This is a genomic window from Stenotrophomonas sp. AN71 (genome assembly GCF_050435725.1).
Classification (GTDB): domain Bacteria; phylum Pseudomonadota; class Gammaproteobacteria; order Xanthomonadales; family Xanthomonadaceae; genus Stenotrophomonas.
Genome location: NZ_JBNDKU010000001.1, coordinates 67,581 through 80,222 on the forward strand (window position 1 = coordinate 67,581; position 12,642 = coordinate 80,222).

A 12,642-nucleotide genomic window follows, 5' to 3' on the forward strand; every position below is an offset into this window, starting at 1 on the left:
TGTGGTGCTGGCCAGCGGCGCTGCGATGGCGCTCGGCCTGGCCGGCCGCGCCGCTGCCGCACTCGATTCCACGTCCAAGGAGCGTCGCATGAGCACACTGGTCATCCGCAATGCCCGCATCACCACCCTCGATCCGCAACAGCCACACGCGCAGGCGCTGGCCGTACAGGAGGGGCGCATCGTCGCGGTCGGCAGCGACGCGGACATCATGCGTGACTGGGGCAACGAAGCGACCCTGATCGACGCACAGGGTCGTCGCCTGCTGCCCGGCCTCAACGACAGCCACACCCATCTGATCCGCGGCGGCCTGAACTACAACCTGGAGTTGCGCTGGGACGGCCTGCGCTCGCTCGCCGACGGCATGGCGATGCTGAAGGCGCAGGTCGACCGCACGCCGGCGCCACAGTGGGTGCGCGTGGTAGGTGGATTCACTGCTGCGCAGTTCAACGAGAAGCGCCTGCCGACCCTGCAGGAGCTCAACGACATCGCGCCGGACACACCGGTGTTCCTGCTGCACCTGTATGACCGCGCGCTGCTCAACCGTGCCGCGCTGCGCGCGTGCGGCTACGGCAAGGACACCCCGGATCCGCCGGGTGGGCAGATCGTGCGTGATTCGCTGGGCAATCCGACCGGGCTGCTGCTGGCCAAGCCCAATGCGCTGATCCTGTACGCGACATTGGCCAAGGGCCCGCGCCTGCCGATCGAGTATCAGGCCAATTCGACACGTCACTTCATGCGCGAACTGAACCGGCTTGGTATCACCTCGGTGATCGATGCCGGCGGTGGCTTCCAGAACTACCCTGAGGACTACCAGGTCATCGAGCAGCTGCACCGCGACGATCAGCTGACCGTGCGTATCGCCTACAACCTGTTCACCCAGAACAAGGGCAAGGAGGTAGACGACTTCCGTGGCTGGAGCGAGATCCTGCAGCCGCGTCAGGGCGATGACCTGCTGCGTCACAACGGTGCCGGCGAGATGCTGGTGTTCTCGGCGGCCGACTTCGAGCTGTTCAACGAGCCGCGTCCGGAACTGCCGCCGGAGCTGGAGCCGCAGCTGCACGATGTGGTCAAGCTGCTGGTCGAGAAGCGCTGGCCGTTCCGCATCCACGCCACCTACGACGAGAGCATCAGCCGCATTCTGGATGTCTACGAACAGGTCAACCGCGAGGTGCCGTTCGATGGCCTGCACTGGTTCATCGACCACGCCGAAACCATCACCCCGCGCAACATCGAGCGCATCCGCGCGCTCGGTGGTGGCATCGCCGTGCAGCATCGCATGGCCTACCAGGGTGAAGCCTTCGTCGAGCGCTATGGCGTGCAGGCGGCGCGGCACACGCCACCGGTGAAGCGGATGCTGGCCGAAGGCGTGCCGGTCGGTGCCGGCACCGACGCCACCCGTGTGGCCAGCTACAACCCGTGGGTGGCGCTGTCATGGCTGGTGACCGGGCGCACCGTCGGCGGCCTGGCCCTGTACGGCGATGAGAACCTGCTGGAGCGCGAGCAGGCCCTGCGCCTGTGGACCCAGGGCAGCGCCTGGTTCTCCGGCGATGAAGCAGTGAAGGGCACCCTGAAAGCGGGCCAGCTGGCCGACTTCATCCTGCTTTCGGCTGACTTCTTCCGCGTCGATGACGCGCAGATCGCCGACATCACCAGCGTGCTGACCGTGGTCGGTGGCCGCATCGTGCATGCCGACGCCGACTATGCGGGTCTTGCCCCGCAGCTGCCGCCGGCCATGCCGGACTGGTCGCCGGTCAACCGGTTCGGTGGCTACCATGTCGGCGGCGCGGCCACCGGCCTGGCGGCAGCCCACCACCATCATCACGGGGCTGCCTGCAGCACCCATGGCGCGCACGGGCATGCCGCGCAGCATGCGGCACCGACCAATGACCTGACCGCGTTCTGGGGTGCGATGGGATGCTCATGCTTCGCATTCTGAGCCTGGTGCTGCTGGTCGCACCGGCACTGGTGCTGGCCTGCGAAAGTGACCGTTGCATCGAGGCAGGCGACGGCCAGCTGCAATGGGACGCGTCGCTGCGCGTGCGTGGCCTGTACTACGACCCGACACGGTTCGGCATCGGCGGCGCGGAGGATGGCTATGGCCTGCTGCGTGCGCTGGCCTCGGCCAGTTATGTGGAGGACACCTGGCAGGCGAAGGTGCAGCTGGGCGTGCACGGCGAGGAGGGCAAAGCGGGCGGCCCGGGCCGGACCGACCGCAGTGCATTGGATGTGCAGCAGGCGTACTGGCGCTGGCAGCGCGGCAGCTTCCACCTGCAGCTGGGACGGCAGGAAGCGGGCTACGGCAGCTCGCGCCTGCTGTCGGTGCGCGATGGGCCGAACATCCGGCTGGCCTTCGACGGCGCCCGCGTGGGCTGGACGGGGAGGCTGGGCGTGGTCGATCTGATGGCGCTGCGACCGGTGCAGAACCGCCCTGGTGCCTTTGATGATCGCGGTGAACCCGGTGCGCACCTGTGGGGCGGGTATGCCACCACGGCGCGCGGCCGCTGGCCCGGGCAGTGGGACCTGTACCTGCTGGACTACCGCCGCGAGAACGCGCGCTTCGCCGCAGGGTCCGGCATCGAGCGGCGACAGACCCTGGGTGCGCGCTGGTTCGGCCAAGCGGGCGCGCTGGACTGGAACAGCGAGCTGGTGGTGCAGGGCGGTGAACTGCGCATCGCCACGGGCGACCTCGACATCCGCGCCTGGACGCTGGCCACCGATACCGGCTGGCGCTGGAAGGCGCTGCCGCTGCAGCCACGATTGGGACTGAAGGCCGACATCGCCAGTGGCGATGGCAATCTGCGCGATGGGCGACTGGGCACCTTCAATGCACTGTTCCCGAAGTCGGCCTATTTCAGCGAAGCCAGCCTGCTGGCACCGGCCAACCTGATGGACGTGCAGCCGACCCTGTCGCTGCGCCTGCACGACGCGGTGACGACGGAGCTGGGCGTACAGATGGCCTGGAAGCATCGTCGCGCCGACGCGGTCTACACCACGCCGGCACCGCTGGTGGCGTTGCCCGGCAGTGCCGGAGGTGCACGCCGGATCGGCACCCAGTACAAATCCGAAACCCGCTGGCAGGCCAGCGAACACTGGCAATGGCAGCTGCAGCTGGCCTGGGTCGATGCCGGTCCTGCACTGAAGCAGTCCGGCGGCCAGGACACGCTGTTCGCCTCGATCGTTGGAGCATGGCAATGGTGAATGCAAGCGCGTCGCAACCTCCTGTACAGGCCGCAGGCGCCTGGTCCCCGTTGAAGATCCAGATGTTCCGCTCGATCTGGCTGGCGATCCTGGCCAGCAACATCGGCACCTGGGTCAACGACGTCGCCGCCGCCTGGGTGATGGCCGAACGCACCGGCTCACCGGTGATGGTGGCGCTGGTGCAATCGGCGACCACGGTGCCGATCGTGCTGCTTGCGCTGGCGGCGGGCACCCTCGCTGACATCGTTGATCGCCGCAAGTACCTGCTGGCCACCCAGGGCTGGATGCTGCTGGTAGCAGCGGTGATGGCGAGCTTGACCGCGTTGGACCTGCTGACCCCGCAGCTGCTGGTGCTGCTGACCTTCTGCATGGGCTGCGGGGCCGCGATGGCGATGCCAGCGCAGGCGGCGATCGTCTCCGAACTGGTGCCGCAACCGATGCTGGCTTCGGCGGTGGCACTGAATTCAATCGGGATCAACATCGCGCGCTCTATCGGTCCGGCCATCGGTGGCGTGATCGTGGCGCAGCTGGGTGCGGTCTGGGCGTTCGGTTTCAATGCCATTACCTTCGCCGCGATGCTGTTCGTGGTGTGGGGCTGGAAGCGCGACCCCGCGCAGTCCAGCCTGCCGCCGGAAGGCTTCGGCGCTGGGCTGAAGGCCGGCCTGCGCTACGCCAGCCGCGCGGGGCGATTGCAGGCGGTGCTGATCAAGTCGGTCGGCTTCTTCTTCTTCGCTGCCGCGATGAACGCACTGCTGCCGGTGGTGGTGCGCGGGCAGATGCACGGTGGAGCAGGGCAGTACGGCATGCTGCTGGGCTGCATCGGGATCGGTGCGGTGGGCGGCGCGTTGCTGCTGCCGAAACTGCGCGCACAGCTGGACCGTGACCTGCTGGTGCTGCTGGCGACGCTGTCGCTGGCACTGAGCCTGGTCGGCCTGGCGCTGACCCGCAGCTGGTACGTGCTGCCGCCGGTGATGCTGATCAACGGTTTCGCCTGGATCACCGTGTTGTCGTCGTTGCAGATCGCCGCGCAGACCGCAGTGCCGGCCTGGGTGCGCGCACGTGCGCTGGCGTTGTACATCATGGTGTTCTCTGCGGGCATGGCCGCCGGTGGCCTCAGTTGGGGCGCGCTGGCGCAGCGCACATCGCCGGAGCTGGCGCTGCTGGTGGCGGCCGCCGGCGCGGTGATCGGCGGGGTGCTGGTGTGGCGGGTGCGTATCGCCGGTACCGAGGACCTCAACCTGCGACCGGCCGGGCATTGGCCGGCCCCCGAACTGTCGGTACCGGTGTCGAATGATCGTGGCCCGGTGCTGATCACCATCGAGTACCGCATCGAACCAAGCGACCGTGCCGCGTTCCAGGCCCAGATGCGCGCGCTGGGAACGATTCGCCGTCGCGATGGCGCGGTGGTGTGGGGTGTAGTCGAGGATGTGGCCAGCCCCGGCATTCACCTGGAGTATTTCGTGACCCCGTCGTGGCTGGAGCACCTGCGCCAGCACGAACGCATCACCGCCGATGACAAGGCGATCCAGGAACTGCTGCGCGGGCTGCATCGTGGTGAACGTGCACCGGTGGTGCGCCATTTCGTCGGCGGCCACGATCCGCTGCCCGCCGCCGTGCCTCATCACCACAGCGATATCTGACAGAAAAGGGGACGGAGGGGATTAAGTCGTTTGTGCACAAACGACTTAATCCCCTCCGTCCCCTTTTTCCGGCGGCGTGGTGGGGCGCCGCCGTGGGTGGTTACTTGCGGGCAAACGCCAGCAGGTCGGCGTTGAACTGGTCGGCGTGGGTAGCGGTCAGGCCGTGCGGCGCGCCGCTGTAGACCTTAAGTTCGGCGTCCTTGATGATCTGCGAGGACAGCCTGGCCGAGGCTTCGAACGGCACGATCTGATCGTCGTCGCCATGCACCACCAGTGCCGGCACGTCGATCTTCTTCAGGTCTTCGGTGTAGTCCACTTCCGAGAACTCATGGATGCAGTCGTACTGGCCCTTGACGCCTCCCAGCATGCCCTGCAGCCAGAACGCATCGCGCATGCCCTGGGTCACGGCATTGCCTTCGCGATTGGCACCGAAGAACGGGGTGGCCAGGTCCTTGAAGAACTGCGAGCGGTCGCCGCCGGTGCCCTTGCGGATGCCGTCGAACACCTCCAACGGGGTGCCGGCCGGATTGCTGGCGGTCTTCAGCATCAGCGGCGGCACGGCGCCGACCAGCACCACCTTGGCCACGCGTGCGCTGCCGTGGCGGCCGATATAGTGCGCCACTTCGCCACCGCCGGTGGAATGACCGACCAGGATCGCGTCCTTCAGGTCCAGCGCATTGATCACCGCGGCCAGGTCGTCGGCATAGGTATCCATGTCGTTGCCGTCCCAGGTCTGGCTGGAGCGGCCATGGCTGCGGCGGTCGTGGGCGATCACTCGGTAGCCGTTCTGGCCCATGAACAGCATCTGCGGGTCCCAGGCATCGGAGCACAACGGCCAACCGTGGGCGAACACGATCGGCTGGCCGGTGCCCCAATCCTTGTAGAAGATGCGGGCGCCATCGGCGACGGTGATGAAGTTGCTCATTGCAGGTTCCTTGGCGGATGGAGGGACGGGGCCGGCAACCAGGCCGGTTCCTGGGGTAGTACAGCGCCGTCGCGGGTGCCGGGATTGCATGGCTGTGCTGGATTGCGGTGGCGGTGACGCGTACCGCTCTGGCCACGTGATGGCCTGTGCGCTGAGGATGGACACATCGCTTGCGGAGACGCTGGATGCCGAAGATGAGATGGACCCTGATGTTGTATCTGCTGCTGCCGGTTACGTTGCCGGCGCAGACCAATGTCTACAAGTGTGTGGACGGTCCACATCCGGTCTACCAGCAGACACCGTGCCCGGGGCGTGCGCAATGGCGTTGGGAAGTGCCGGCGGAGCAGTCACTGTCGCGCGGTGTTGCGCCGCCCGCAGCCGCCACGCCCAAGTCGCCGCGTCGCAGCCGCCGCGTGGCGCGGGCGCAGGGCGCGGTGATCACGATCAGCACGGATGCGGTGGCGTGCCAGCGCGTCCGCCGTCAACGCGAGCAGACGTTGCTCAAACGCAGGCGGCTGGATTTCGTGCAACGCAGGCAACTGGACGATGCGGTGCATGAGGCCTGCCGTTGAAAGCAAGCCATGAAGGCCAGAAACGACAACGGCGCCCTGGGGCGCCGTTGCAGGTTGATGCGGAAGGTCGGGCTTCAGCGGCCGTTGCTGGCCGCGGCCGGCGCGGGCGAAGACAGGTTGTCCGGCTTGGGCAGGCTCAGCTCAGGATTTCCCTGCTCGGCCTGCAGGATCTGGATGCGGCGCTGCAGTGCATCCAGCTGGCTGTTGGTGCTCTGCACATCGGTGCTCAGGCTGACCGCCTGCTGCTGCGCCTGCTGCAACGCGGCGCTGACCTGTGCCGACTGCGCCTGCTGCTGCTCCATTTCCTGCTGCAGGCTGCGCAGACGTTCTTCGTTGTAGGCCACCAGGCGCTCGGTGTAGCGCTTGCCGGCTTCCAGGCGGGTGGTGTCGATGTAGACCTGGGCCAGCTGCTCGGACTGCTGCGCGAAGGTGCGGTAGACGCGCTCGGCGTTGTCCACCGCGTCGGTCTTGATCACCCGCCAGAAGTTCTTCTCCTGGAACAGGGCAACGTAGTAGGTCAGGGTACTGGCGTTGAACAGCAGGCTGGCGCCGTAGTTGCCGTTGTAGGTAGTACGCAGCTCGGTCAGCTGGCGCGCATCCATCAGCTGCTTGAGTTCATCCACGGTGTTGCGCACCACCGGTGCGCTGCGCGCAGCGGGTTGTTCCGCCGTTTCGCGGTCGCCACGTGCAGCCATCGCCGCCGGTGCCACCAGCATCATGGCCACGGCCAGCACTGCCGCGCCGCGCGCGTGCCGGGCGAAGACCGCGCCCCCTGAAGTTTCTCGCATGTCTAGACCATCCACGGATGAAGTGTGGGTTGAGATGAAGGTGGTTCCCCGCCGGGAGTCTAGCATGGGCGCGGGCGCCGCCAAGGGCGCCCGTCACCGGTCAATAGACCAGCTGCGCGGCGTTGCACTGGATCGACTGCACGTTGACGTCGGTTCGGCCCAGTTCCAGGCCCAGCACGTTGGCCAGCAGGTTGGTCAGCAGCGTGCCCACGCTGTTGAGCACGGGCTTGAGCGCGGCCAGCACCGGCTTGAGCAGCGTGCACAGCAGGCCGCTGCAGCTGACGCTGCCGTCGGGAGCGGTGACGCCGGTGCCGCCGGTGCCGTCGAGGAAGCCGGCCGGCGCGGTCTGGATGTAGGACGCCAGGTTGTTGCGCACGCAGCCGTTGTAGTCGATCAGGTTGCCCAGCAGGCTGTCGCAGCGGTTGATCAGCAGGCCGCCGACCAGCGAGCCGAGCAGGCCGTCGAGGACGCCCAGCCCTTGGCCGGTCACCGTCACCTTGAACGCATCCCAGACCGGGCCGTCCTTGTGGCAGGTGGCCAGGTTCAGCAGTCCGCATGCATAGGGCAGCCCACCGGGCACGGTCCAACTGCTGAGCGGCGCCAGCTGCCGGCTGGGATCGCCATCGCGCAGCAGAGGAATCAGCTTGTCCACGTCGTAACGGGTGTTGGGCGGGAAGGTGGCCTGCAGGTAGCGATCGGCCAGGGCTTTGGCCGTATCGTTGGCGCTCATGCCCTGTTTGGGCGAGCTCAGCATGCCCGATAGCACGCGCAGCAGCTCGTTGATCAGATCCGACACCGCATTGCCGAGCGCGAGCGGATTGATCTGGGTCGAGCCGGTTTCGCCGGCGGCCAGGGTCAGGCTCTGCGAGCTGGTCAGTGCCGGCAGGGTGATCTTGTCGTTGATCAACGGCTGGCCCAGTAGTTTCAGCAGCTGCTCGTTCTGCAGCGTGGCATCGCAGACGTTGCTCTTGGAGAAGCGTTGTGCGGGATCGACATTGCCGACGCAGGCGCGCAGCACGGACGAGTCGACCTGGATGGTGGCTTTGGGAGGGCTGGCGCCGCATTGGATGCCGGTCAGCGTGCCCATCGCATTGGCGACATCCACATGCAGCGGCAGATGCAGGCGCGTGCCCAGCAGGTTCAGCAGCGGGCCGAGCGCGAACAGGTTGTTGCTGTCCACGTCCACCATCAGCCGGACCTGGGCGTTGTAGGCCCGCGTGCCGACGCCGCCGATGGCGATCGATGGCGGCTCGACCACACCGGCCTGCACGTTGATGCCAAGCAGGTTCAGGCCCTGCACGGTCACGGCATTGCCGTCGTTGGCAATGGAAATCGCGGTGGTGATCAGGTTGAGTACGTTGACCTTCGATTCCAGCGCGCTGCCGACGGTACCGTCAGGTGAAACGACCTCGGCGAACAGGCCGCCACCGCCGGACTGGCTGCCCAGCACGATGTTGAGCTTGCTGATGTCCAGCTGCGTGGCGACCAGGTCCGACAACGCCCGCAGCTGCACGCCAACCGTTGTATCGCGGCCGACCACCGTTGCAGTCGCATCGACCAGCTGCGCCAGAGAGATCTTGTTGACCGACAGCAGACGGTTGAAGTCGGCCACGCTGAGGTTGGCGGTCACCGGGATGTTCAACGCCTTCAGCAGGCCGGAGGGCGTGATATTGGCCTGGGCCAGGCCGTCGTAGGACAGCACGGTCGCATTGGTGACATCCAGGCCGACCATGCGCAGGGTCGACAGCAGCAGCGAGTCACCCTTGGTGCGCAGCAGCTGCGACCCGACCGCGAACACGGCGGTGGGTTCGGAGCGACGGGCCACGGCCTGTACGCTTACGGTGGGCAGGCTGGTGTTCTGGCCGAAGAACGGCAGCACGCTGCGTTCGGCGATCACCTGCACGGCATTGCGCGGGTTGCTGGCGTCGACGGTGGTGACGAACCGGTTGGTGGTGCCGCGGCTGGCACTCCAGTTGCCGCAGCGGATCTGCAGCGTCCCGGCGAACTTGTTCTGGGCCACTGCACTCTGCCGCGCCGCACTGTTGTCGCTGTTGTTCGAAGTGCACAGCTCCAGCCGCTGCGCACCGGCCAGCGCGGCCAGGTCAGCCACTTTCTGCGCGTCGCGCTTTGCCCAGAACAGGTAGCCGATTTCGATCAGGCCCAGCATCGCCAGCAGCGCCAGCATGACCAGCATCATGGTGACCGACATTCCGCCCCGAGGGCGGTTGAAGCTGAACTGGCGTGGGCGTCTCATGGCCGACCTCAGCGTCCGGAGGAGGAGGGTCCCTTGGACCGGGCAACATCGGTCTCAAAGAAATCCGGGATTTCGTGTTCGAAACTTTTCAGGTACCGCGCATAACTGAGGGTGGCCTGGTCGCCGAGGATCGGCAGGCGCGGCCCGGCCTGTTGACCGGACGCCTGGAGCCGGAACAGGCTGCGCGTGGTCTCACCGTTCTGCGGCCGTGCCGGTCGCGGCGCGGACGCGGGAGCAGAGGCGGCGATCGGTGTGGTCGCGCTGGCCGGTGGGGGCGCCGCCGGCGCGACCAGATCCACCGTGGCCAGAGGCTCGGTCTGCATTGGTTGCAAAGCAGGTGCAGACGGCGCAGCGCCACCGAGCATCTGTCCGGTCAACGGCTGTTGTTGCGCCTGCGCGGCACCGGCAACGAGAACGCACGTCACCACAGGCAGCAGGCGTCGGATCAGGAGCATCGCGGTCATGGCGTGTTTCCGGTGGGGTGGTCGGAGCTGCTGAAGCGTTCCAGCATCGACGCTGGCAGACGCTGTGGGTCGCGATCATCACGCAGGTCACGACGCGGCTCGACGGCCAGCTGCGCGGTGTTGCCTGTGCGAGGTGCCGTTCCGCCGCCCGCCGCGCGGGAAGGTGCAGGAGGCACTGCCGCCGCGGCGGCCTGCCGCTGCTGCAGGCGCGCCCGGATCTGCTGGGCCTGCTGCTGGATGCTGCGGCGGGTCTCGTCATTGAGGTTGGCCTGCGTGGCCAGGCGTTCGGCAGTTGCCTCATCGCCACGCAGTACGGCCCACAGCGCCAGGTTGGCCGTCGCCTTGGCATTGCCGGGGGAGAGCTCCAGCGCCTTCGCCAACGGTTCGCGGGCCTGGTCGAACTGGCCCGCGCGCAACCGCGCATAGCCCAGGTCGCCGAGGTAGTCGGTGTTCAGGGGCTGCAGCTGGGTGGCGCGTGCAAGCGCCTGTTCGCTGCCGGCGTCGTCGTCGCGGCGTGCTGCGATGAGGCCCAGACCGTGCGCGGCGGCGGCGGCCTGCGGCCCATTGGAGAGTTCACGGTACAGCGCAACGGCGGCGTCGCCCTGACCGGTCTCGCGCAGCGCATCGGCCTGCAGCAGGCGCAGGGCGGGGCGGTCGCCGTAGCGTTGGCGGAAGGCGTCGACATGGGCCAGCGATGCGTACCAGGCGCCTTGCTGCTGCATGCGCTCGATCAGTTCCAGATAGGCGTTGCGGCTGTCCTGCGGCTCGGGTTCGGGCGCAGCGAGGCTGGGCGCACGCATGTACTTCGGCGTGGTTGAGGCGCAGCCGCCAGCCATGACGACGGCGGCGAGCAGCAGGCAGGGAGTGCGCAGGGCTGGCATCAGGGGGATCCCATCTTGGACATGGTGGTGGCCAGCGCGACCAGCGCTGGACCGGCGAGCACCAGCATCAGTGCTGGCAACAGGGTCAGCATCATCACCACGGTCATCTTCACCGACAGCTTGCCGACCTTCTCCTTCAGCGTGTTGCGGCGCTGTTCGCGCAGCCGGATGCTGAACTGCCGCAGCGGTTCCTGCACCGCGCCGCCGTGTGCATGCACCTGCAGGATCAGCTGCATCAGGCTGGTCAGGTCATCATCGGCATAGACCTCGCTCAACCGACGCAGTGACTGAGCGCGGCTGCGTCCATGGGTGTAGGCCACGTTGGCTTCCTGCAGTTCGCCTCCCAGCACCGGCAGTGCATCACGCAGCTTGTCGCCAAGTGTCTGCAGGCTCTGATCCATGCTGAAGCCCACGCCCTGCAGCAGGCGCAGCAGGTCGATCAGCAACGGAAGCTCGTTGTCGACCGCGCGGCGGCGGCGCTTGACCCACGAGGACAGCACGAACTTGGGCAGCAACAGGCCGGCGGCGAGTGCGCCGATCACCACCATTACCCGGGCCAGGCCATGCGCACTGCTGAAGGCCAGGGCCAGCGCCAGCACCAGCAGTGCCAGCAGAAGGCGCAGGCCAAGGTAGATGGCAGTACCTCGGCGCGTGTTCCAACCGGCCAGGTCCAGCAGCAGTCGGTCCTCGTTGGCCAGCAGGGCGGCCTCCAGCCGGCCGCCGCTGAGTGAGCGGCCGAAACGCTCCAGCCAGCCCAGCGAATCGCGGCGCGCGGCATTGGTGTCGCGCGCATCGTCACGTGGCTGCAGGGCGGTCTTCAAGGTGGACGAGGTGCGGTGCTCGCGATGGCTGCGCACCCAGCCGGCGATGCCGAGCAGGGCTACGCCGGCGGCCAGCACCAGCAGCGACAGGGCGAACCAGGCACTGGCACTCATCGGACAGCTCCCGGGGGCATGCAGGCGTTCATAGTGATTTGGCCAGGCGGTACAGCAGGAAGGCACCGGTCAGCTCCATCCCCAGCGCGATCAGCAGGATCTTGTGGCCGAGCGGGTCATGCAGCACTGGCTGGAAGAACGCCGGGCTGGAAATCGCCATCAGTACCGCGCTGGCCGGCGGGAGCAGGCCCAGCACCCAGGCCGACATGCGCGTTTCCGAGGTGGTGGCGGCCAGCTCCTGCTGGGCCTGTTCAAGGTCGCGCATGAAGTCGCCCATGCGCTGCAGGATCTGATCGGCACGGCCGCCGATGCGCACACTGACCCCGATCACCACGGCCAGCACCTTCAGCACATCCATGCGATAGGGCTGCGCGGCCAGGCTCAGTGCACGGTCCAGATCCATGCCGCTGCGCGCATAGCGCACCGTGGTATCGAGCAGGCCACGCAGCGGCGCGCTGGTCTGCATCGACGACACCTGGAACGCGGCCTGCAGGCTGTTGCCCAGCGCGGTCAGGCGGACCAGGTTGTCGAGAAAATCGGGCATCTGGTGCAGCAGCTGGGCACGCAGTCGGGTGATCCGGCGCATTACCCACAGCCAGCCCGCCATCAGGTACAGCAGCAGGGTCAGCGGGAACATCCATGCGGTGCCCAGGCGCATTGCTGCCACCACCGACAGCACCAGGCCGGGCACCAGCAGCATCAGCGGAAGTTTCCAGCCGGGTTGCAGGCCGGCGCGCTGCAACAGGCCGTCCCAGGGCAGTGCACGTCGACCGACTGGGGCAGGGCGCGCGGGATCGTTGGCAGCAGACGCTACCGGTCCGGCGGCGGGAACGCTGCCGCCACTGCCACGGGCCAGCTGCTGTTCGGCATGCTGCAGTGAGGCCTGGCGTTGCTCGCGGCTGCTGGCGGTGCCCCACAGCCAGACCGCAAGCGCCAGCAGCACCGAGATGATGCTCAACACGCCCAGCAGCAGGCCAGTGCCCAT

General features: G+C 67.4%; 11 protein-coding genes. 4 read left to right on the plus strand and 7 right to left on the minus strand.

Annotated elements, in window-relative coordinates; translation table 11 throughout:
* The first annotated feature begins 88 nt into the window (after window positions 1–88).
* The 3 genes from ABH900_RS00320 to ABH900_RS00330 are packed head-to-tail and all read left to right on the plus strand — an operon-like array spanning window position 89 to window position 4,838.
* A complete protein-coding gene (locus ABH900_RS00320; protein WP_429621385.1) occupies window positions 89–1,936 on the plus strand; it encodes an amidohydrolase in 1,848 nt (615 codons plus the stop codon).
* On the plus strand, window positions 1,915–3,198 hold the full coding sequence (locus ABH900_RS00325) for an alginate export family protein (RefSeq protein ID WP_429620175.1): 1,284 nt from the start codon (window positions 1,915–1,917) through the stop codon (window positions 3,196–3,198). Before ABH900_RS00320 ends, ABH900_RS00325 begins: the two co-directional genes overlap by 22 nt.
* Window positions 3,192–4,838, plus strand: coding sequence for an MFS transporter (locus tag ABH900_RS00330; RefSeq protein ID WP_429620177.1), 1,647 nt, complete (start codon window positions 3,192–3,194; stop codon window positions 4,836–4,838). The genes ABH900_RS00325 and ABH900_RS00330 overlap by 7 nt, the downstream gene beginning before the upstream one ends.
* 100 nt (window positions 4,839–4,938) lie before the next feature.
* Here ABH900_RS00330 and ABH900_RS00335 read toward each other — a convergent pair whose 3' ends face one another.
* Window positions 4,939–5,763, minus strand: coding sequence for an alpha/beta fold hydrolase (locus ABH900_RS00335; protein WP_429620179.1), 825 nt, complete (start codon window positions 5,761–5,763; stop codon window positions 4,939–4,941).
* A gap of 185 nt (window positions 5,764–5,948) precedes the next feature.
* Here ABH900_RS00335 and ABH900_RS00340 point away from each other — a divergent pair, with 185 nt between their 5' ends.
* Complete coding sequence (locus ABH900_RS00340) at window positions 5,949–6,335, plus strand: hypothetical protein (RefSeq protein ID WP_429620181.1); 387 nt, start codon at window positions 5,949–5,951, stop codon at window positions 6,333–6,335.
* A 74-nt stretch (window positions 6,336–6,409) separates the two neighbouring features.
* Here ABH900_RS00340 and ABH900_RS00345 read toward each other — a convergent pair whose 3' ends face one another.
* From ABH900_RS00345 to ABH900_RS00370, 6 genes are all read right to left on the minus strand, one after another.
* The gene (locus ABH900_RS00345) at window positions 6,410–7,123 is read right to left on the minus strand and encodes a DUF2968 domain-containing protein (RefSeq protein WP_429620182.1); all 714 of its coding nucleotides are present in this window, start codon (window positions 7,121–7,123) and stop codon (window positions 6,410–6,412) included.
* 100 nt (window positions 7,124–7,223) lie between these two features.
* Window positions 7,224–9,377: a TadG family pilus assembly protein gene (locus tag ABH900_RS00350; protein ID WP_429620185.1), complete on the minus strand. Its 2,154-nt coding sequence runs from the start codon at window positions 9,375–9,377 to the stop codon at window positions 7,224–7,226.
* 8 nt (window positions 9,378–9,385) lie between these two features.
* Window positions 9,386–9,841, minus strand: a complete 456-nt coding sequence (locus ABH900_RS00355) for a DUF3613 domain-containing protein (protein ID WP_429620187.1) — start codon at window positions 9,839–9,841, stop codon at window positions 9,386–9,388.
* Window positions 9,838–10,722: a Flp pilus assembly protein TadD gene (locus tag ABH900_RS00360; RefSeq protein WP_429620189.1), complete on the minus strand. Its 885-nt coding sequence runs from the start codon at window positions 10,720–10,722 to the stop codon at window positions 9,838–9,840. Before ABH900_RS00360 ends, ABH900_RS00355 begins: the two co-directional genes overlap by 4 nt.
* A complete protein-coding gene (locus ABH900_RS00365; RefSeq protein ID WP_429620191.1) occupies window positions 10,722–11,657 on the minus strand; it encodes a type II secretion system F family protein in 936 nt (311 codons plus the stop codon). Before ABH900_RS00365 ends, ABH900_RS00360 begins: the two co-directional genes overlap by 1 nt.
* A 28-nt stretch (window positions 11,658–11,685) precedes the next feature.
* Window positions 11,686–12,642 carry a type II secretion system F family protein gene (locus ABH900_RS00370; RefSeq protein ID WP_429620194.1) on the minus strand — a complete coding sequence of 319 codons (957 nt, stop codon included), beginning with the start codon at window positions 12,640–12,642 and terminating at the stop codon, window positions 11,686–11,688.

Bases quoted from the DNA above. Each gene is read 5' to 3' on its own strand.
- ABH900_RS00320 (WP_429621385.1), top strand. From the start codon at position 89: ATGAGCACACTGGTCATCCGCAATGCCCGCATCACCACCCTCGATCCG.
- ABH900_RS00325 (WP_429620175.1), top strand. From the start codon at position 1,915: ATGCTCATGCTTCGCATTCTGAGCCTGGTGCTGCTGGTCGCACCGGCA.
- ABH900_RS00330 (WP_429620177.1), top strand. From the start codon at position 3,192: ATGGTGAATGCAAGCGCGTCGCAACCTCCTGTACAGGCCGCAGGCGCC.
- ABH900_RS00335 (WP_429620179.1), bottom strand. From the start codon at position 5,763: ATGAGCAACTTCATCACCGTCGCCGATGGCGCCCGCATCTTCTACAAG.
- ABH900_RS00340 (WP_429620181.1), top strand. From the start codon at position 5,949: ATGCCGAAGATGAGATGGACCCTGATGTTGTATCTGCTGCTGCCGGTT.
- ABH900_RS00345 (WP_429620182.1), bottom strand. From the start codon at position 7,123: ATGCGAGAAACTTCAGGGGGCGCGGTCTTCGCCCGGCACGCGCGCGGC.
- ABH900_RS00350 (WP_429620185.1), bottom strand. From the start codon at position 9,377: ATGAGACGCCCACGCCAGTTCAGCTTCAACCGCCCTCGGGGCGGAATG.
- ABH900_RS00355 (WP_429620187.1), bottom strand. From the start codon at position 9,841: ATGACCGCGATGCTCCTGATCCGACGCCTGCTGCCTGTGGTGACGTGC.
- ABH900_RS00360 (WP_429620189.1), bottom strand. From the start codon at position 10,722: ATGCCAGCCCTGCGCACTCCCTGCCTGCTGCTCGCCGCCGTCGTCATG.
- ABH900_RS00365 (WP_429620191.1), bottom strand. From the start codon at position 11,657: ATGAGTGCCAGTGCCTGGTTCGCCCTGTCGCTGCTGGTGCTGGCCGCC.
- ABH900_RS00370 (WP_429620194.1), bottom strand. From the start codon at position 12,642: ATGGGCACTGGCCTGCTGCTGGGCGTGTTGAGCATCATCTCGGTGCTG.